Raw genomic sequence first — 22626 nt, forward strand, 5'->3', positions numbered from 1 at the left:
TCCTCCCCCCCACCCCCCCCCCCCCCCTCCCCCCCCCCCCCCCCCCCCCCCTTCCCCCCCCCCCCCCCCCCCCCCCCCCCCGCCACCACGGGCCTGCCCACCGACCGCGGCTGGAACCTGGAGCGGCTCGACGGCACGGACCCCGATGAGCCCGGGACGGTGACGACCGACAAGGGCGGATTCGTCGCCGGTGCCGGCGACTTCGACGCGGACTTCTTCGGGATCAGCCCCCGCGAGGCCCTCGCCATGGACCCCGCCCAGCGGCTCATGCTGGAGGCGGCCTGGGAGGCGTTCGAGGACGCGGGGATCGACCCGACGTCGCTGCGCGGCACCGACACCGGGGTGTTCACCGGCGCGGTCACCTCCGACTACGGCGGCACGATGCTGCCGGAGCTCGAAGGGTTCCGCCTGGCGGGCACCCAGGCAAGCGTCGTGTCGGGCCGCGTCGCCTACAGCCTGGGGCTGGAAGGCCCCGCCGTCACGATCGACACGGCGTGCTCGTCCTCGCTGGTGGCCCTGCATCTGGCCGCGCAGGCGCTGCGCTCCGGCGAGTGCTCCCTGGCGCTGGTCGGCGGCGTGACCGTACTCGCCGGGCCGTTCCTGTTCGTCGAGTTCAGCCGCCAGCGGGGGCTGGCCCCCGACGGCCGGTGCAAGGCGTACGCGGCATCCGCCGACGGCACCGGCTTCTCCGACGGACTCGGCCTGATCGTCGTGGAGCGGCTGTCGGACGCACGCCGTAACGGCCACACGGTCCTCGCGGTGGTGCGCGGCTCGGCGGTCAACCAGGACGGCGCGTCCAACGGCCTGACCGCGCCCAACGGCCCCTCGCAGGAGCGAGTGATCAGGGAGGCCCTGGCGAGCGCCGGGCTGAGCCCCGCCGAAGTCGACGTCGTGGAGGGCCACGGCACCGGCACCCAGCTGGGCGACCCGATCGAGGCACGCGCACTGCTGGCGACCTACGGCCAGGAGCGCAACGGACCGCTGCGACTGGGCTCGGTCAAGTCGAACATCGGGCACACCTCGGCGGCCGCGGGGGTCGCCGGTGTGATCAAGATGGTGCAGGCGATGCGGCACGGGATGCTGCCCGCCACGCTGCACGTGGACGAGCCGTCACCGCACATCGACTGGGAAGACGGCCAGATCGAACTGCTGACGGAGGCCCGGGAGTGGCCGGCCTCCGGACGGCCGCGGCGCGCCGGCGTCTCGTCGTTCGGGATCAGCGGCACCAACGCGCACGTGATCCTGGAGGAGGCACCGGCCGAGATCCCGGTCGAGGACGGGAACGAGGACGGCGCTCCGGCGGAGGCCGAGGTATCGGCCGACGGCCCGGCGCAGCGGTCCGCGGGCCCGTTGCCGGTGCTGATCTCGGGCCGGAACGAAACCGCGCTGCGGGCGCAGGCCGACCGGCTGCACACGCACCTCGCCGCGCGCCCCGAGGTCTCCGTGCTCGACGTCGGCTTCACCCAGGCCACGTCGCGGGCACAGCTGGAGCACCGCGCGGCGGTGGTGGCGTCCGACCGCGAGCGGCTGCTGGCCGGGCTGGCGGCCCTCGCCGGCGGTGCGCCCGCGCCAGGCCTGACCGAGGGCCGCGTGGCCGGCGGCAAGACGGCGCTGCTGTTCACCGGCCAGGGCGCCCAACGCGCACGGATGGGTGCGGAGCTGGCGGAGCAGTTCCCGCTGTTCTCCGAGGTGCTGGACGAGGTGTGTGCCGAGCTGGACCCGCGCGTGGGACGGCCGGTGCGGGAACTGCTGAACGCCGAGGAGGGCTCCGAGGAAGCCGCCCTGCTGGATTCGACGCAGTACACGCAGGTGGCCCTGTTCGCCGTCGAGGTGGCCCTGTTCCGGCTGGTGGAGTCGTTGGGCGTACGCCCCGACTACCTGATCGGGCACTCGGTCGGCGAGCTGACGGCAGCCCACGTGGCCGGCGTGCTGTCGCTTGCGGATGCGTGTGCGCTGGTGGTGGCGCGCGGCCGGCTGATGGGTGCGCTGCCGGAGGGCGGTGCGATGGTGGCTGTTCAGGCCGGCGAGGCCGAGGTCGTCGCGTCCCTGGCCGGGTACGAGGGACGACTGGAGATCGCGGCGGTGAACGGGCCGCGCGCGGTCGTGGTCTCCGGCGACGCGGACGCCGCCGAAGAGTGGCTGCCGCAGTGGCAGGGCCGCAAGACCACGCGGCTACGGGTCTCGCACGCCTTCCACTCCCCGCACATGGACCCGATGCTGGCCGCCTTCGAAGCGGTGGCACGTGAGGTACGGCTCGACGAGCCGCGCATTCCCATCGTGTCGAACGAGACCGGCAAGCCCGTCGGCCAGGAGATGGCCGACCCGCAGTACTGGGTCAGGCACGTGCGGCAGGCCGTGCGGTTCGCCGACGGTGTGCAGACCCTCTGGGGCCTGGGCGTACGCCGCTTCCTGGAGCTGGGGCCCGACGCGGTCCTGACCGCGATGGCACGGCAGTGCCTCGAAAACGAGGACGACGTCGTGCTGGTGGCGGCGTTGCGCGCCCGCCACGCCGAGGCCGAGGCCTTCGCCGGATTCCTCGGACAGGCCCACACCGCGGGTGTCGGGGTGGACTGGGCGGCGTACTACGCGGGCACCGCGGCCCGGCGGACGCAGCTGCCCACGTACGCGTTCCAGCGCGAGCGGTACTGGCTGGCCCCCGACACCGGCCGTCAGGACGCCACCGCGGCCGGACTCGGGCGGCTCGACCACCCGCTGCTCGCGGCGGCGGTCTCCGTCGGCGACCGCGACGAGTGGCTGTTCACCGGCCGGCTGTCCACCGACACCCAGCCCTGGGCCGCCGAACACCTGCTGCTCGGCGCCATCGTGGTGCCGGGCACCGGACTGGTCGAGCTGGCGCTCGCCGCCGGGCGGCGAGCCGGCAGCCCGGCCCTCGGCGAACTGGTGCTGGAGGCGCCGCTCCTGCTGGAACCCGGCGTCACACGGCAACTGCAGGTCACCGTCGGCGAGCCCGGCGATGACAGCCGGCGCGAGGTGGCGATCTACTCGCGCCCCGAATCCGCGGCCGAGGACACCGAGCCGGACGTGACCTGCCACGCGCGGGGATTCCTCTCCTCGGAGCCGGGGACCACCGCACCGTGGCCCGCCGCCTGGCCGCCCGCGGACGCCGAGCCGCTCTCCGTGGACGGGCTGTACGGCGATCTGGCCGACCTCGGCTATGACTACGGCCCGGTCTTCCAGGGCGTACGTGCCGCCTGGCGCAGCGGCGAGGAGATCTACGCCGAAGTGACGCTGCCCGACGACGTCGACGGCGGACGGTTCGGCATCCACCCGGCGCTGTTCGACGCCGCGCTGCAGAGCGGCGCCGCCCTGCTGGCCGGCCGGGACAGCGGTCGGCACAAGATGCCGTTCAGCTGGACCGGCGCCCGCATCGAGCAGCGGGGCACCTCGGCGCTGCGCGTCCGCACGGTCGTCACCAGCGACTCCTCGCTGCGCCTGGACGCCGTCGACCACACCGGGGCCCCGGCCGTGTCGGTCGACTCCATCGACGTACGCCCGGTTGCGCAGGAACAGCTCACCAGCGCCCGGCAGAGCAGGACCAACAGCCTCTACCGGCTCGAATGGGCCACCGTCACGGCCGGGAACACCGCCGAACCGCCCCGGATCGCGCTCCTGGGCGCGGGCCACCCGAGCACCGACAACCACTACGCCGACCTGCCCGCGCTGGAACAGGCGCTCACCGACGGCGCCGCGGTGCCCGAAGTGATCGTCGCCAACGTCGCGGCACGGCACCCGGCAGCCGGCACGGCCGAGGCGACGCCGGAAGCCACCGCGAACACACTCGACCTGCTGCAGCGCTGGCTGGCGAGTGAGCGGGTGACCGGATCGCGGTTGGTGCTGGTGACGCGTGGGGCGGTTGCGGTGTCCGGTGAGGCGCCGGATGTGGTCCAGGCCGCGGTGTGGGGTTTGGTGCGCAGTGCGCAGTCCGAGCATCCCGGCCGGTTTGTGCTGGTCGATGTGGAGGGCGGCGGGGCCGACTGGGGTGCCGTGGTCGGTTGTGGTGAGCCGCAGGTGGCGGTGCGGGGTGGCAGGTTGCTGGCGCCGCGTCTGGGCCGTGCTCCGGTCGGTTCGCCGCGGTTGTGGTCCGCTGACGATAGTGTGCTGATCACCGGTGGTACCGGTGGGCTGGGTGCGGTCGTGGCGCGGCATCTCGTGGGGCGGGGTGTGGGACGGCTGCAGCTGGTGAGCCGGCGTGGTCTCGCGGCGCCGGGCGCGGAGGAGCTGGTCGCCGAGCTGGTGGAGTCGGGCTGCGAGGTCCGGGTGGCTGCCTGTGATGTGGCGGACCGTGGCCAGGTGGCGGGTCTGCTGGCGTCGCTGGAACAGCCGTTGACGGCTGTGGTGCATGCGGCGGGTGTGCTGGATGACGGTGTGGTGGAGTCGCTGACTGCCGAGCAGCTGGAGCGGGTGATGCGGCCGAAGGTCGACGCGGCCCGGCACCTGCACGAGCTGACCGCGGGGATGGGCCTGACCGCCTTCGTCCTGTTCTCCTCGGTTGCCGCGCTGATCGGCAGTGCGGGACAGGGCAATTACGCGGCGGCCAACGCGGCCCTCGACGCGCTGGCGTGTCAGCGGCGTGCGGCCGGGCTGCCGGCGGTCTCCCTCGCCTGGGGCCTGTGGGCCGACGCCACCGGGATGACCGGGCGTCTCGGGGAGGCCGAGCTGGCGCGGCTGGAGCGCACCGGCGTCGGCGCGCTGTCGGCGGAGCTGGGTCTGGAACTGTTCGATCAGGCCCTCACGTCGGATGAGGCGCTGCTGGCGCCGGTCCGGCTGGACGCGGCTGCGTTGCGCGATCAGGCCCGTGCGGGTCTGCTGCCACCGCTGCTGCGCGGGCTGGTGCGCGTACCGGCACGGCGCGCCGAGTCGGCGAGCGGATCCCTGGCACAGCGGCTGGCCGGCGTGGCGGAAGCCGACCGCGAGAAGCTCGTACTCGACCTCGTACAGGCACAGGCCGCGGCCGTCCTCGGACACGACTCGGCGGCCACGCTCGGCACCGGACGCAGCTTCAAGGACCTCGGCTTCGACTCGCTGAGCGCCGTCGAGCTGCGCAACCGCCTCAACCAGGCCACCGGCGTGCGGCTGCCCGCGACCCTGGTCTTCGACCACCCCACCCCGGTGGCGGTCGCACGACTGGTCCTCACCGAGATCGGCGGGATCGCGGAGATACCGCGTACCGTGGCGCGGCCACGGCGCGCGGAGGCCGACGAGCCGCTCGCGATCGTGGGGATGAGCTGCCGCTACCCCGGCGGCGTGACCTCCCCGGACGAGCTGTGGCAGCTCGTCGCCTCCGGACGCGACGCGGTGTCCGGGCTGCCCACCGACCGCGGATGGGACCTGGAACGGCTCTACGACCCGGACCCGGACCAGCCGGGCAAGATCTCCACGCGCGGTGGCGGATTCCTGGAGCGGCCGGGCGAGTTCGACGCCGAGTTCTTCGGGATCAGCCCGCGCGAGGCCCTCGCCATGGACCCGCAGCAGCGGCTCATCCTGGAGGCGGCCTGGGAGGCGTTCGAGGACGCGGGCATCGACCCGACGTCGCTGCGCGGCACCGACACCGGTGTGTTCACCGGCGCGGTCACCTCGGATTACGGCGGCGCGCTCGTCCAGGAACTGGAGGGCTACCGGCTGACCGGCACGACGACCAGTGTCCTGTCGGGGCGGATCTCCTACACCCTGGGCCTCGAAGGGCCGTCGATGTCGGTGGACACGGCGTGCTCGTCCTCGCTGGTGGCCCTGCATCTGGCCGCGCAGGCGCTGCGTTCGGGCGAGTGCTCACTGGCGCTGGCCGGTGGCGTGACGCTGATGGCGGGTCCGTACCTGCTGACGGAGTTCAGCCGGCAGCGGGCCCTGTCGCCGGACGGCCGGTGCCGGGCGTACGCGGCGGACGCGGACGGCACCGGCTTCGCCGACGGGGTCGGCCTGGTCGTCGTGGAGCGTCTGTCGGACGCGCGCCGTAACGGGCACACCGTTCTCGCGGTGGTGCGTGGTTCGGCGGTCAACCAGGACGGTGCATCCAATGGTCTGACCGCGCCCAACGGTCCCTCGCAGGAGCGGGTGATCCGGCAGGCTCTCGCCAGTGCCGGTCTCAGCCCCGCCGACGTGGACGCGGTCGAGGGGCATGGCACCGGCACGAAGCTGGGCGACCCCATCGAGGCGCAGGCCCTGCTGGCGACCTATGGCCGCGAGCGGACCAACGGCCCCCTGCGACTGGGGTCGATCAAGTCGAACATCGGGCACACCTCGGCGGCCGCGGGGGTCGCCGGTGTGATCAAGATGGTGCAGGCGATGCGGCACGAGGTGCTGCCCGCCACACTGCACGCGACCGAGCCGTCACCGCACGTGGACTGGGACGCAGGCGAGGTCGAACTGCTGACCAGGGCACAGGAGTGGTCCGCTGCCGGGCGGACACGGCGCGCGGGCGTGTCCTCGTTCGGTGTCAGCGGCACCAACGCCCACGTCATCCTCGAAGAGGCGCCGGCCGACGAGCAGCAGCCGGCCGCACCGGCCGGGGACGGGCCCGCCCGGCCCGCCGTGGTACCGGTGCTGGTGTCCGCACGCAACGAGACGGCACTGCGGGCGCAGGCCGGCCGGATGCACGCACACCTCGTGGCACACCCCGGGCTGGAGCTCGCGGACATCGGCTTCTCGTCGGTGACGACGCGTGCGCAGCTGGACCGGCGCGCGGCCGTGATCGCATCGGACCGCGACGAACTGCTCGCGGGCCTGCACGCGGTGGCGGCGGGCTCTCCCGCGGCCAACGTCGTCGAAGGGCAGCCGGTCGGCGGCAACCCGGTGTTCGTCTTCCCCGGGCAGGGCGCGCAGTGGGCGGGCATGGCCGTCGAACTGCTCGACGCGTCACCGGTGTTCGCCGAGCAGATCACCGCCTGCGCAGAGGCCTTGTCCCCGTTCGTCACCTGGCAGCTGGAAGACGTGCTGCGGCAGACGCAGGACGCACCGTCGCTGGAGCGGGTCGATGTGGTGCAGCCCGCACTGTGGGCCGTGATGGTGTCGCTGGCGGCGCTGTGGCGCTCGTACGGTGTGGAGCCGTCGGCGGTGGTGGGGCACTCCCAGGGGGAGATCGCCGCCGCATGCGTGGCGGGCGGGCTGTCGCTCGTCGACGGCGCCCGTGTCGTGGCCCTGCGCAGCCGGCTCATCCGCGAGCGGCTGGCCCGGCTGGGCGGCATGGTGTCGCTGGCGCAGCCGGTCGAGCGGGTCGAGGAACTTCTCGCCCCCTACCCGGGCAGGATATCGGTCGCCGCGGTGAACGGCCCCACGTCGGTGGTGGTCGCCGGTGACGCCGACGCGCTCGACGAACTGATCGCCGCGTGCGAGCGGGACGGCGTCCGGGCCCGTCGGGTGAACGTGGACTACGCCTCGCACTCGGCGCATGTCGAGACGATCGAGGACGCGCTGCTGGAGGTGCTGGCACCGATCGAGCCGGTGTCCGGACAGGTGCCGTTCTACTCCGCCGCGACCGGCGGGTTCATCGACACCTCGACCCTGGACGCCCGTTACTGGTACGCCAACCTGCGCGGCCGGGTCGGCTTCGAGCCCGCCGTCCGGGCACTGATCGACAACGGCGCCGGCTGCTTCATCGAGGTGTCCCCGCACCCGGTGCTCGCGATGGCGGTGGAGGACACCGCTCAGGCGCACGGCGCCGCCGACCGGACCGCGACCGTCGGGTCGCTGCGCCGGGACGAGGGCGGGCCCGGACGGTTCATGACGTCCCTGGCCGAGGCGCACGCGGCCGGCGTGGAGGTGAACTGGCCGACGCTGTACGCCGGCAGCGGTGCCCGGCGCGTACCGCTGCCCACGTACGCCTTCCAGCGCGAGCGGTTCTGGCTCACCCCGAGCGCCGGGACCACGGACGCGAGCGCCGCCGGACAGGGCCGTGTCGAGCACCCGGTCCTCGCCGCCTCGGTGCGGCTGGGTGACCGGGACGAGTGGGTGTTCACCGGCCGTATGTCCCTCGACGCGCACCCCTGGACCCGGGATCACCTGGTCTTCGGAACGGTCGTGGTGCCCGGCGCCGCACTGGTCGAACTCGCCCTGACGGCGGGGGACACGGTGGGCTGCCGGATGCTGGACGAACTCGTCATCGAGTCGCCGCTGATCCTGGAGGAGGACGCCGTACGGCACCTCCAGGTCACCGTCGGCCAGCCCGCGGACGACGGTCGCCGCGAGGTCGCGATCTTCTCCCAGCCGCAGTCCGGCACCGAGGAGGAGCAGCCCGAGACAACGTGCCACGGTCGCGGCTGGCTGGCCCAGGACCCGGACCCGGCGGAGCCGTTGTCCGCGCAGTGGCCGCCGGCCGGTGCCGAACCGCTCACCGTCGACACGCTCTACACCCGCGTCAACGCCTACGCGCACCGGACCGACGACGACTTCGACTACGGTCCCGCCTTCCGCGGCGTACAGGCGGCATGGCGCTCCGGCGACATGATCTACACCGAACTGGAGCTGCCCGACGACGCCGGACCGGCCCGGGGATTCGCCATCCACCCCGCACTGTTCGACTCCACCCTGCACGGCGGACTCAGCCTGCTCGGCCAGACGGACAGCACCCAGGGCGGGCTGCCGTTCTCCTGGAGCAAGGTGCGTCTGCACGGGAGCGGGCCCACCCGGCTGCGGGTGCGCAGCGGACCGACGAGCGACACCACCCTGCGCATCGACATCGCGGACGAGGAGGGCCGGCCGGTCGCGAGCGTGGAGCGGCTCGACATCCGGCCGATCGAGCAGGCGCAGATCGAGGCGGCACGGAGCCGCTCCGACACCCCGCTGTACAAGGTCGACTGGATACCGGTGCGGGCCGGGGCGCCCAAGCCGTCGCGACTCGCCGTACTCGGTGAACTCGCCGTCTCCGGAGAGCGGTTCGCCGACCTGGACGCCTTGGAGCAGGCCCTCACGGAGGGAGCGCCGGCACCGGAAGCGGTCCTGGCCGGTTTCGAGGCACCGGCCGACGCGCGCGATGCGGGCGCAAGCGCGCGGGCGGTCGCCGGGCAGACGCTCGAACTGATCCAGCGGTGGTTGGCGAGCGAGTGGCTGACCGAGTCGCGGTTGGTGCTGGTGACGCGTGGGGCGGTTGCGGTGTCCGGTGAGGCGCCGGACGTCGCGCAGGCCGCGCTGTGGGGCCTGGTGCGCAGTGCGCAGTCCGAGCACCCGGGGCGTTTGCGGGTGGTCGATCTGGAGGAGGGTGACGAGCCGGAGTGGGGTGCGCTGTGGGAGCTGGATGAGCCGCAGCTGGCCGTGCGTACGGGGGGACTGTGGGCGCCGCGCCTGGGGCGTGCGGGCGCAGTTCCGGGCCGGGCGCGGTCGTTCGATCCGGAGGGCACGGTTCTGATCACCGGTGGCACCGGCGGCCTGGGCGCGGTGTTCGCCCGGCACCTGGCTGCCGAGCACGGAGTGCGGGATCTGCTGCTGGTGAGCCGGCGTGGCCCGGCGGCCGAGGGTGTCGATGAGCTGGTGGCCGAGCTGGAGAGGTCCGGCTGCCGGGCGCGGGTGGCCGCGTGCGATGTGGCGGACCGTGGCCAGGTGGCGGGTCTGCTGGGCTCGCTGGAACAGCCGTTGACAGCTGTGGTGCATGCGGCGGGTGTGCTGGATGACGGTGTGGTGGAGTCGCTGACCGCGGAGCAGCTGGAGCGGGTGATGCGGCCGAAGATAGATGCGGCGTGGCATCTGCACGAGCTGACGGCGGGGAGGGACCTGAGCGCGTTCGTCCTGTTCTCTTCGGTTGCCGCGCTGATCGGCAGCCCGGGGCAGGCGAACTACGCCGCCGCGAACGCGGCCCTCGATGCGCTGGCGCACCAGCGGCGTGCGGCCGGGCTGCCGGCGGTCTCCCTGGCCTGGGGCCTGTGGGCCGAGGCCACCGGCATGACCGGCCACCTGGATCCGGGTGAGCTGGCGCGCCTGGAGCAGATGGGCGTCGGCGCGCTGTCTGCGGAGCTGGGTCTGGCCCTGTTCGATCAGACCCTCGCGTCCGAGGAGGCGCTGCTGGCACCGGTCCGGCTGGACCCGGCCGCGTTGCGTGGTCAGGCCCGTGCCGGGCTGCTGCCCCCGCTGCTGCGCGGACTCGTACGCGTACCGGCACGGCGCGCCGAACCGGCGGGCGGGTCCCTGGCACAGCGGCTGGCCGGCGTGGCGGAAGCCGACCGCGAGAAGCTCGTACTCGAACTGGTACGGGAGCAGGTCGCGGCCGTCCTCGGCCATGCCTCCGCCGCCACGATCGGCCCGGAGCGGGCCTTCCAAGAGCTGGGATTCGACTCGCTGGCCGCGGTCGGGCTGCGCAACCGGCTGACCCGGACCACCGGGCTGAGGCTGCCCGTGACCCTGGTCTTCGACCACCCGACACCGGCGGCGGTCGCACGACTGATCCTTGCCGAGATCGGCGGCGGTACCGAAGAACCGCTCATCGACCAGGAGTTGAAGAAGCTCGAAAGCATGCTCGCCGAGAGCGCGGCCGGCGAGAAACAACGCGTGGCAGGCCGACTGCGCACGCTGCTCGCCGACCTCACCGAAGGCGGCCGGAGCACGAGTGCACTGATCGAGGCGGCGACCACCGCTGACGAGGTCTTCCAGTTGATCGACGCCGAGATCGGCGAGGGCTGAAGAGGAAAGTGAACATGAGCGCTGAAAGCACCGACCCGCAGCAGGAAAAGCTCGTCCAGTACCTGAAGCGGACGGCCGTCGAACTCAACGAGACCCGGACCCGGCTGCGGGAGTTCGAGGACCGCGCGAACGAGCCGCTGGCCATCGTCGGCATGAGCTGCCGGTACCCGGGCGGCATCACCTCGCCGGACGAACTCTGGGACCTGGTCGCCGCGGGCCGCGACGGAATGTCCGGGCTGCCCACCGACCGCGGCTGGGACCTGGAGCGGCTCTACGACCCCGACCCGGACCAGCTCGGTACGTCCTACTCGCGCATCGGCGGATTCGTGGACACCGCCACCGGGTTCGACGCGGGCTTCTTCGGGATCAGCCCGCGTGAGGCCCTGTCGATGGACCCGCAGCAGCGGCTGATGCTGGAAGGTGCCTGGGAGGCGTTCGAGAACGCGGGCATCGACCCGTCCTCGCTGCGCGGCAGCGACACGGCCGTCTTCTGCGGCGTCGGCCCCTCGGACTACGCGGCCGCACCGGCCGGCAGCCTGCCGCAGATCGAGGGATTCCGGCTGACCGGGTCGACGACGAGCGTGGTGTCGGGACGGGTCTCCTACGCCCTGGGCCTCGAAGGCCCTTCGGAGTCGGTGGACACGGCGTGCTCGTCCTCGCTGGTGGCCCTGCATCTGGCCGCGCAGTCGCTGCGCTCCGGCGAGTGCTCCCTGGCGCTGGTCGGCGGTGTGACCGTACTCGCCGGACCCACCCTGTTCGTCGACTTCAGCCGCCAGCGGGGCCTGGCCCCCGACGGCCGGTGCAAGGCGTACGCGGCATCCGCCGACGGCACCGGCTTCTCCGACGGACTCGGCCTGATCGTCGTGGAGCGGCTGTCGGACGCACGCCGTAACGGCCACACCGTTCTCGCGGTGGTGCGCGGCTCGGCGGTCAACCAGGACGGCGCGTCCAACGGCCTGACCGCGCCCAACGGCCCCTCGCAGGAGCGGGTGATCCGGCAGGCTCTCGCCAGTGCCGGTCTCAGCCCCGCCGACGTGGACGCCGTGGAGGGTCACGGCACCGGCACAAAGCTGGGCGACCCCATCGAGGCGCAGGCCCTGCTGGCGACCTACGGCCGCGAGCGGACCAACGGCCCCCTGCTCCTGGGATCCATCAAGTCGAACATCGGGCACTCGTCGACCGCGGCCGGAGTGGCGGGCATCATCAAGATGGTGCAGGCGATGCGGCACGGGGTGCTGCCCGCCACGCTGCATGTGGACACGCCGACGCCGCACGTCGACTGGGCGCCGGGCGCGGTCGAACTGCTCACCGAAGCACGCGAGTGGCCCGCGTCGGACCGTCCGCGCCGGGTCGGCGTGTCCTCGTTCGGCGTCAGCGGCACCAACGCCCATGTGATCCTCGAAGAGGCCCCGGCCGAAGAGAAGTCCCCGGCCGAAGACGAGACCCCCGCGGCGCAGACCGGCGCCGCACTGCCGGCGGTACCGGTGCCGCTCTCCGCGCGCAGCGAGACCGCCCTGCGCGCGCAGGCCGAACGGCTCCGCGCCCACCTGGCCGCCCAGCCCGAGGTCTCCCTGCTGGACACCGCCTTCTCCGCGGCCACCACCCGCGCACAGCTCGACCGGCGCGCCGTGGTGGTCGCGGCCGACCGCGACGAACTGCTCTCCTCGCTGACCGCGCTCGCCGCAGGCGAACCCTCGGACGGGGTGGTCGAGGGCCGCGTGGCCGAAGGCAAGCCGGTCTTCGTCTTCCCCGGGCAGGGTGCGCAGTGGACGGGCATGGCCGTCGAACTGCTCGACTCCTCCCCGGTGTTCGCCGCGCGCATGGCACAGTGCGCCGTCGCCCTGTCGCCCTTCGTGGACTGGTCGCTGGAGGACGTGCTGCGCGGCGCCGAGGACGAGCCCGCGCTGGAGCGCGTGGACGTGGTCCAGCCTGCGCTGTGGGCGGTGATGGTCTCGCTCGCCGCGCTCTGGCGGTCCTACGGTGTCGAGCCGTCCGCGGTGGTCGGGCACTCCCAGGGTGAGATCGCCGCCGCCGTCGTGGCCGAGGCGCTGTCCCTGGAGGACGGTGCACGCGTGGTGGCGCTGCGCAGCAAGCTGGTGCTGCGGCACCTCGCCGGACACGGCGGCATGGTGTCGGTGGCGCTGCCGGCCGAGCACGTCGAAGAGCGCCTCGCCCCCTACGAGGGCCGGGTGTCGGTCGCCGCGGTCAACGGCCCGGCCGCCGTGGTGATCGCCGGCGAGCCCGCCGCGCTGGACGAGATCGTCGCGGCATACGAGCGGGACGGGATCCGGGCCCGCCGGGTGAACGTGGACTACGCCTCGCACTCGGCGCAGGTCGAGGCGATCGAGGCCGAGCTGCTGGACGTGCTGGCACCGCTGCGCCCGGCAGCGGCGCGCATTCCCTTCTACTCGGCGGCACGGGGCGGATTCCTCGACGGCGAGGCACTGGACGCCGCGTACTGGTATGCCAACCTGCGCGGCCGGGTCGGCTTCGAGCCCGCCGTCCGGGCACTGATCGACAACGGCGCCGGCTGCTTCGTGGAGGTGTCGCCGCACCCGGTGCTGTCGATGGCCGTGGAAGCGACGATCGCCGCCCACGACGCCGACGGCCAGGTCGCGGTGGTCGGCTCGCTGCGCCGCGACGAGGGGAACCTGCGACGGTTCCTGCTGTCGCTGTCCGAGGCGCACACCGCCGGCGCCCCCGTCGACTGGTCCGCGCTGTTCGCGGGGACCGGCGCGCGGCAGACCGGCCTGCCCACCTACGCGTTCCAGCGCGAGCGGTTCTGGCTGACGCCGGGCAGCGGCGCGGGCGACGCGTCCGTGGCGGGACTGGGCCACATCGGGCATCCGGTCCTGGCCGCGGCCGTGCCGGTCGGCGACCGCGACGAGTGGGTGTTCACCGGCCGTATCTCCGCGGACGGCCAGCCCTGGACCCGCGACCACGTCGTGCTCGGCTCGGTGATCGTTCCGGGCATCGCGCTGCTCGACATGGCGCTGACCGCCGGTCGCGAGGTGGGCTGTGCCGTGGCGGACGAGATGGTGCTGGAGGCGCCGCTGGTACTCGACGGCGACGCGGCGCGGCAGGTCCAGATCACCCTCGGCCAGGCCGATGCCGACGGCCGCCGCGAGGTGGCGATCTACTCGCGCCGGATGACCGACGAGGACGAGCGGCAGCAGGCGGTCTGCCACGGGCGCGGCTGGCTCGCCCCCGAGACCGCGCCCGCGCCGGCCGCCGACTGGGCGGCGGTTTGGCCTCCCACGGGCGCCGAGGCCGCGTCGGCGGAGGTGCTCTACGCGGGCATGACCGACCTCGGCTACGACTACGGTCCGACGTTCCAGTGTGTGCGCGCCGCATGGCGCCTGGGCCACGAGATCTACGCGGAGATCGCGCTGCCGGACGGCGCCGACGACGCGGGATTCGGCGTCCACCCGGGACTGCTCGACGCCGCCATGCACGGCGGGCTGCTGGAGAAGGAGCCGGGCAACGCGGTCGTCCTTCCGTTCTCCTGGTCCGGCGTCCGGCTCGGTGCGGGCACCGCCACCAGCGCCCGGGTGCGGCTTTCCCCGGCCGGTGAGTCGACGCTGCGTGTCGACGTCGTCGACACGTACGGCGAGCCGGTACTGCACATGGACAAGCTCGTCTTCCGCGCGGTCGACCCCGCGCAGCTGGCAAGCGCCACCGGGACCGGCGACCCGCTGTACCGGATCGACTGGGCCGAGATCACCGTGCCGAAGGCGGCCGGGCGGGTCACCGTACTCGGTGCGGAGTTCGCGGACCTGGACGCGCTGGAGCAGGCCCTCGCCGACGGCGCCAGCGCACCGGACGTGGTCGTCGCCCAGGTGGCGGCACCCGGGAACACCGGGGCGGACGCCGCGCGGGAATCCGCCGTACGGGCACTGGCCCTGGTGCAGCGGTGGCTGGACAGCGACCGGCTGGGCGACGCGCGGCTGGTGGTGACGACGCACGGCGGAATCGCGGTGGGCGACGAGGCGCCGGACGGGGCGCAGGCCCCGGTGTGGGGCCTGGTGCGCAGCGCCCAGTCCGAGCACCCCGGACGGTTCGTCATGATCGACACCGGGAGCGGTACCGGAACCGGCGACGCGCCGGACTGGGCGGCGCTCGTGGCCACGGACGAGCCGCAGCTCGCACTGCGCGACGGCCGGGTGCTCGCCCCGAGGCTCGGCCGGGCGCCCGCGGGCCCGTCCGGCGAAGACTGGCGCCTGTCCATCGGGCGGACGGGCTCGCTGGACGGTCTGGCGATCACCCCGTCGGAGGGCGGCAGGCCGCTCGGTACGGGCGAGATCCGCGTCGGCGTGCGCGCCGCCGGACTGAACTTCCGGGACGTACTGATCGCGCTCGGCCAATACCCGGACGAGGCGCCGCTGGGCAGCGAGGCCGCGGGCGTGGTGCTCGAAGTCGGCGCCGAGGTGACCGACCTGGCGCCCGGCGACCGGGTGTTCGGATTCATACCGGAGGGCTTCGGCCCGCTGGCCGTCGCCGACCGCAGGACGGTCGTGCCGATGCCCGCCGGCTGGTCGTTCGCCGAGGCGGCCTCGGTACCGGTGGCCCACCTCGCCGCGTACCACGGCCTGGTCGACCTGGCCGGTGTGCGCGCGGGCGAGCGGGTGCTGGTGCACGCCGCGGCGGGCGGGGTCGGCATGGCCGCGGTGCGGCTGGCCACCCACCTCGGCGCGGAGGTCTACGCCACCGCGAGCCCGCACAAGTGGGACGCGGTGCACGCGCTCGGCGTACCGCGGGAGCGGATCGCCTCGTCGCGCGACCTCGGCTTCCGGGACGCCTTCCTGGGCGCGACCGGTGGCCTGGACGTGGTGCTCAACGCGCTCACGGGTGAGTTCGTCGGGGCGTCGCTCGACCTGCTGCCGAACGGCGGCCGGTTCGTCGAGATGGGCAAGGCGGACGTGTACGACCCGGAGGCCGTGGCCGCCACCCACGCCGGGGTGCGCTACCAGTCGTTCGACCTGTTCGATGCCGGCCTGGACCGGTTGCAGGCCATGCTGACCGAGATCACCGCGCTGTTCGAGCGGGGCGCGCTCACCCACTCGCCGATCCGGTCCTGGGACGTCCGCGATGCCGGTGCGGCCTTCCGGTTCCTGCGGGAGGGCCACAACACCGGCAAGGTCGTCCTCACGGTGCCGGCGCCGCTGGACCCGGAGGGCACGGTTCTGATCACCGGTGGTACCGGTGGGCTGGGTGCGGTCGTCGCGCGGCATCTCGTGGGGCGGGGTGTGCGACGGCTGCAGTTGGTGAGCCGGCGTGGTCTCGCGGCGCCGGGCGCGGAGGAGCTGGTCGCCGAGCTGGTGGAATTGGGCTGCGAGGTCCGGGTGGCCGCGTGTGATGTGGCGGACCGTGGCCAGGTGGCGGGTCTGCTGGCGTCGCTGGAACAGCCGTTGACGGCTGTGGTGCATGCCGCGGGTGTGCTGGACGACGGCGTGGTGGAGTCGCTGACCGCCGAGCAGGTCGAGCGGGTGATGCGGCCGAAGGTCGACGCGGCCCGGCACCTGCACGAGCTGACCGCGGGGATGGGCCTGACCGCCTTCGTCCTGTTCTCCTCGGTTGCCGCGCTGATCGGCAGCCCGGGGCAGGCGAACTACGCCGCCGCGAACGCGGCGTTGGACGCGCTCGCGCACCAGCGGCGTGCGGCCGGGCTGCCGGCGGTCTCCCTCGCCTGGGGCCTGTGGGCCGACGCCACCGGCATGACCGGCCACCTCGACGCGGGCGAGCTGGCACGACTGGAACAACTGGGCGTCGGCGCGCTGTCGGCGGAGCTGGGCCTGGCTCTGTTCGATCAGGCCCTCACCTCCGATGCGGCGCTGCTCGCACCGGTGAAACTCGATCCGGCCGCCCTGCGGGCCCGGGCGCGCGACGGTCTGCTGCCATCCCTGCTGAGCGGACTGGTACGTGCGCCTGCCCGCCGCCCGGCGGCGGGCGGATCGCTCGCGCAGCGGCTCGCCGGCGTCACCGGGGCGGACCGGGAGCAGGTCGTACTCGACCTGGTGCGCACGCAGGTCGCGTCCGTGCTGGGACACGCGTCGGCGGACGCGGTCGAGGACGGCCGGGCGTTCAAGGAACTCGGCTTCGACTCGCTGAGCGGTGTCGAACTGCGCAACCGGCTCGCCCAGGTCACGGGCCTCCGGCTGCCCGCGACCCTGGTCTTCGACCACCCGACCCCGACGGCGGTCGCCCGGATGCTGCTCGCCGGACTCGGCACCACCGAGGCACCCCGCCCGGCGGTACGGCCCGGGCCGCAGGCGGCGAACGACGGCGAACCCCTCGCGATCGTGGGCATGAGCTGCCGCTTCCCCGGTGGCGTGACCTCCCCGGACGAGCTGTGGGAGATGGTCGTGTCCGGGAAGGACGCGATCTCCGAGCTGCCGGGTGACCGCGGCTGGGATCTGGAGCGGCTCTACGACCCGGACCCGAACCAGCCGGGGACCCTCTACACCCGCGGCGGCGGCTTCATCGACGGGGTCGGCGACTTCGACGCGGAATTCTTCGGGATCAGCCCGCGTGAGGCGCTGGCCATGGACCCGCAGCAGCGGCTGCTGCTGGAAGCGGCATGGGAGGCGATCGAGAACGCCGGCATCGACCCGACGTCACTGCGCGGCAGCGACACCGGCGTGTTCACCGGCGCGGTCACCTCGGACTACGGCGCGGCGGAACTGCGGGAGATGGGCGGCTACTACCTGACCGGCACCACCACCAGCGTGGTGTCCGGGCGCGTCGCCTACAGCCTCGGCCTGGAGGGCCCCGCCGTATCCGTCGACACGGCGTGCTCGTCCTCGATGGTCGCCCTGCACCTGGCGTCGCAGGCGCTGCGCTCGGGCGAGTGCTCGATGGCGCTGGTGGGCGGTGTGTCGGTGATGACCGCGCCGCACCTGCTGGTCGACTTCAGCCGCCAACGGGGCCTGGCCCCCGACGGCCGGTGCAAGGCGTACTCGGCGGCGGCGGACGGTACGGGGTTCGCCGACGGTCTCGGCCTGCTCGTGGTGGAGCGGTTGTCGGACGCGCGGCGTAACGGCCACCAGGTGTTGGCGGTGGTGCGAGGCAGCGCGGTCAATCAGGACGGTGCCAGTAATGGGCTGACGGCGCCGAATGGTCCGTCGCAGGAGCGGGTGATCAGGGCGGCGCTGGCCAGCGCCGGGCTGTCGGCCGCGGACGTCGACGCGGTCGAGGGCCATGGCACGGGAACGACGCTGGGCGACCCGATCGAGGCACAGGCGCTGCTGGCGACCTACGGCCGGGAGCGGGCGGACGGCCCGCTGTGGCTGGGATCGGTCAAGTCGAACATCGGGCACTGCTCCGCGGCTGCCGGTGTGGCCGGCGTGATCAAGATGGTGATGGCGATGCGGCACGGGACGCTGCCGCCGACGCTGCACGCCGATGAGCCGTCGCCGCACGTGGACTGGGAGTCGGGCGCGGTCGAGCTGCTGACCGAGGCGCGGGACTGGCCCGCGGCGGACCGGCCGCGTCGTACGGGTGTCTCGTCGTTCGGCGTCAGCGGAACCAACACGCACGTGATCCTTGAGGAAGCTCCCGCCGAAGAAGCGGTGGAGTTCCCGGTGGAGCGGCCGGCGGGCGCGGTCCCCGTTCTGCTGTCGGCGCGCAACGATGCGGCGCTGCGGGCGCAGGCCGAGCGGCTGCGCATGTATGCGGCCGCCCGGCCCGGGACGTCCGTCGCGGACATCGCCTTCTCGTCCGTGACGACACGGGCATCGCTGGACCACCGGGCGGCCCTGGTGGCCGCCGACCGCGAGGAGCTGCTGACCGCATTGGCCGCGCTCGCCGGTGGCCAGCCCACTGCAACGGACGCCGAGAGTCAGACGGTTACGGGTAAGACCGCGTTCTTGTTCACTGGTCAGGGTGCTCAGCGGGCGCGGATGGGTGCGGAGCTGGCGGAGCGGTTCCCGCGGTTTGCCGAGGCTTTGGATGAGGTGTGTGCCGAGCTGGATCCGCGGGTGGGGCGGCCGGTGCGGGAGCTGCTGAACGCCGAGGAGGGGTCCGACGAGGCTGTTCTGCTGGATTCGACGCAGTACACGCAGGTGGTGCTGTTCGCGGTTGAGGTGGCGTTGTTCCGGTTGGTGGAGTCGTTGGGCGTACGCCCCGACTACCTGATCGGGCACTCGGTCGGCGAGCTGACGGCAGCCCACGTGGCCGGCGTGCTGTCGCTTGCGGATGCGTGTGCGCTGGTGGTGGCGCGCGGCCGGCTGATGGGTGCGCTGCCGGAGGGCGGTGCGATGGTGGCTGTTCAGGCCGGTGAGGCCGAGGTCGTCGCGTCTCTGGCCGGGTTTGAGGGGCGACTGGAGGTTGCGGCGGTGAACGGGCCGCGCGCGGTGGTGGTCTCCGGCGACGCGGACGCCGCCGAAGAGTGGCTGCCGCAGTGGCAGGGCCGTAAGACGACGCGGTTGCGGGTCTCGCATGCTTTCCATTCTCCGCGTATGGATCCGATGCTGGCTGAGTTCGAGGCGGTGGTGCGTGAGATGCGGCTTGGTGAGCCGCGTATTCCCGTGGTGTCGAATGAGACGGGCAAGCCCGTTGGTCAGGAGATGACCGATCCGCAGTACTGGGTCAGGCATGTGCGGCAGGCGGTGCGGTTCGCCGACGGTGTGCAGACTCTGTGGGGCCTGGGTGTACGCCGCTTCCTGGAGCTGGGGCCCGACGCGGTACTGACCGCAATGGCACGGCAATGCCTGGAGGGGGAGTCCGGAGGGATGTACTTGCCGGCGCTGCGGGCCAGGCGGGCTGAGGCGGAGAGCTTCGCGTGGTTCATGGGCCGGGCGTATCAGTCGGGTGTGCGGGTGGACTGGGCCGCGTACTACGCCGGTACCGGCGCGCAGCGCGTACAACTGCCCACATACGCCTTCCAAAGAGAGCGGTACTGGCTCACCACCGGCGCAGGCGCCGGCGACGTCACCGCGACCGGTCTCGGCTCGGTCAAGCACCCGGTCCTTGTGGCGGCCACACAGCTGGGAGACCGCGACGAGTGGCTGTTCAGCGGCCGGGTGTCCACCGACACCCAGCGGTGGACCCGGGACCACGTCGTTCAGGAAGTGACGATCGTGCCGGGCACCGCACTGGTCGAGCTGGCTCTGGCGGCGGGTGCGCGCACCGGCTGCCAGGCGCTCTCCGAGCTGATCGTGGAGGCTCCGCTGCTGCTGGAGGACGGGATTGCCCGGCAGCTCCAGGTCACCGTCGGGCCGGCGGATGAGGAAGGCCGCCGCCAGGTCGCCATCTACACCCGCCAGGAGAACGGCCAGGACGACAAGCCGGCGGAGACCACCTGTCACGCCCGGGGCCTCCTCGCACCGGAGGCCGAGCCCATCGCGGCGGACTGGGCCCTCCAATGGCCGCCCGCGGGTGCCGAGGAGGCGTCCGTCGACGAGCTGTACGCAGGCATGTCCGATCTCGGCTACGACTACGGGCCCGCCTTCCAGAGCGTCAGGACGGTGTGGCGCGCCGGCGACGAGGTGTTCGCCGAAGTGGCGCTGCCGGACGACACCAGCGCCGAGGGGTTCGGGATCCACCCGGCCCTGTTCGACGCCGCCATGCACGGCAGCCTGCTGCAGCGGGGCGACGACCAGACCGCCCTGCTGCCGTTCTCCTGGTCGCACGTACGCCTTGGCACGACCGGCCTGTCCCGGGTCAGGTCGCGCGTGAGGACGGAGGACGGCAGCGGGCTCCGGGTCGACATCGCGAGCGAGCAGGGCGAGCCGGTACTGAGCATGGACCGGCTGTACATGCGCCCGCTGGAGGCGGCCCAACTCGCCCAGGGAGACCGGGCTCAGCGCAACTCGCTGTACCAGGTCGACTGGTGCGAGGTGCCCGGCGCGTCGGCGGCGGCGCGGGTGGTGGTCCTCGGCCAGGAGTTCGCCGACCTGGACGCGCTGGAGCAGGAGCTGGCCTTCGGTGCCGAGGCGCCGGACGCGGTCGTCGCCACCGTCACCACACAGCCAGGCGACGGCCCTGAGGCGGTGCGGGATGCCGTGGCCGAGGCGCTCGGTCTGGTGCAGCGGTGGCTGGCCGTCGAATCGCTGACCGGCGTACGGCTGATCGTGGAGACCCACGGGGCCCTTGCGGTCGGCGACGAGACGCCGGACCCCGTCCAGGCCGCGGTGGGCGGCCTGGTGCACAGCGCGCAGGCCGAGTACCCCGGGCAGTTCGTCCACGTGGACGTGCCCGACACCGAATTCCCGAACTGGGCCGCGGTGGCAGGTCTCGACGAGCCGCGGATCGCGGTGCGGGACGGTCGCGCTTTCGCACCCCGGCTGGCCCGGACCGCGCACGAACCGGACGCGGTGCCCGCGTTCGACGGCACGGTCCTGATCACCGGTGGAACGAGCGGCCTGGGCGCCGTATTCGCCCGGCACTTGGTGGAGCGGCACGGCGCCGGCGACCTGCTGCTGGTCAGCAGGAGCGGCGCGAGCGCGAAGGGGGTGGACGAGCTGGTGGCCGAGTTGGAGCAGCTCGGCGCCCGCGTGCGGGTCGCGGCCTGCGATGTCGCGGACCGGGAGCAGGTCGCCCGACTGCTGGCAGCGTTGGACGAACCGCTGACCGCGGTCGTGCACGCGGCCGGTGTGCTGGACGACGGTCTGATCGGGTCACTCACCGCGGAACAGGTCGAGCGGGTGCTGCGGCCGAAGGTCGACGCGGCCTGGCACCTGCACGAACTGACCGCCGGGATGAACCTGTCCGCGTTCGTCCTGTTCTCCTCGGCCACGGCGGTCCTCGGCAGCCCCGGCCAGGCGAACTACGCGGCGGCCAACGCCGCACTCGACGCACTCGCCGCGCGCCGGCACGCCGCGGGGCTCCCGGCCAGCTCGCTGGCGTGGGGCCTCTGGACGAGCGCCACCGGGATGGCCGGCAGGATGGCCGAGGCCGACCTCGCCCGCCTGGAAGGAATGGGCCTGCGCCCGCTGTCCGTCGAGCACGGCCTGGCGCTGTTCGACCAGGCACTCGGGCTGGACGCTCCGGTGCTCGTCCCGGTGCGACTGGACCAGGCCGCACTGCGGTGCCACGCGTCGGCCGGGGCACTGCCCGCTGTACTGCGCGACCTGGTGCGGTCTTCCGCCGGTGCGCAGGGGGGCGGGTCGTTTGCGCGGCGTCTTGCGGGTGCTGTGGAGGCGGATCGGCTTTCGGTTGTGCTGGAGCTGGTGTGTGCTCAGGTTGCGGTGGTGTTGGGGCATGGTTCGGGTGAGGTGATTGATCCTGGGCGTGAGTTGTTGGAGCTCGGGTTTGATTCGTTGAGTGCGGTGGAGCTGAGTACGCAGCTCGGGAAGCTGACTGGGCTGCAGCTCGACGGCACCCTCGCGTTCGATCACCCGACGCCGCAGGCGATCGCGGAGCATCTGCTTGGTCTGGTTGTTTCGGAGGTTGAGGCGATCGGGGTGGTGCGGTCTTCCGCCGGTGCGCAGGGGGGCGGGTCGTTTGCGCGGCGTCTTGCGGGTGCTGTGGAGGCGGATCGGCTTTCGGTTGTGCTGGAGCTGGTGTGTGCTCAGGTTGCGGTGGTGTTGGGGCATGGTTCGGGTGAGGTGATTGATCCTGGGCGTGAGTTGTTGGAGCTCGGGTTTGATTCGTTGAGTGCGGTGGAGCTGAGTACGCAGCTCGGGAAGCTGACCGGTCTGCAGCTCGACGGCACCCTCGCGTTCGATCACCCGACGCCGCAGGCGATCGCGGAACACCTGCTCGGCCTGGTGGCGCCGGCGGCCGGCGCGAGCGGCCCGGCGGCAGGCGCGCAGCTGTCGGAAGAGGACGAGATCAGGGCGATGCTCGCCTCGATCCCGGTCGAGGACCTGCGCGAGACCGGACTGTTGGAGACCTTGCGAGACCTGGCGGCCGTCGTCCAGGTCCCGGCCGGCGGCTGACGTGCCGTAACGGACACCGACCGGACCACATACCACTTCTCAGAGGGGCCAGAACGCAAAATGGAAACCCGCGACACCAGCACAGCCGAGACCGGTCCGCAGCGGCCTGCCGTCCCCGCATCAAGCA

Annotated in this window: 1 protein-coding gene and 1 pseudogene; both read left to right on the top strand. The window is 73.1% G+C overall.

Annotation, left to right across the window (positions count from 1 at the left end; genetic code table 11):
- Positions 1 to 81: 81 nt before the first annotated feature.
- Positions 82 to 10620: pseudogene (locus tag ACZ53K_RS17820) on the top strand (SDR family NAD(P)-dependent oxidoreductase); the annotation flags it as partial.
- Between the two features lie 14 nt (positions 10621 to 10634).
- Complete coding sequence (locus tag ACZ53K_RS17825) at positions 10635 to 22499, top strand: SDR family NAD(P)-dependent oxidoreductase (RefSeq protein ID WP_468837065.1); 11865 nt, start codon at positions 10635 to 10637, stop codon at positions 22497 to 22499.
- Positions 22500 to 22626 lie beyond the last annotated feature (127 nt).

The organism is Streptomyces sp. NPDC033221 (genome assembly GCF_055577005.1).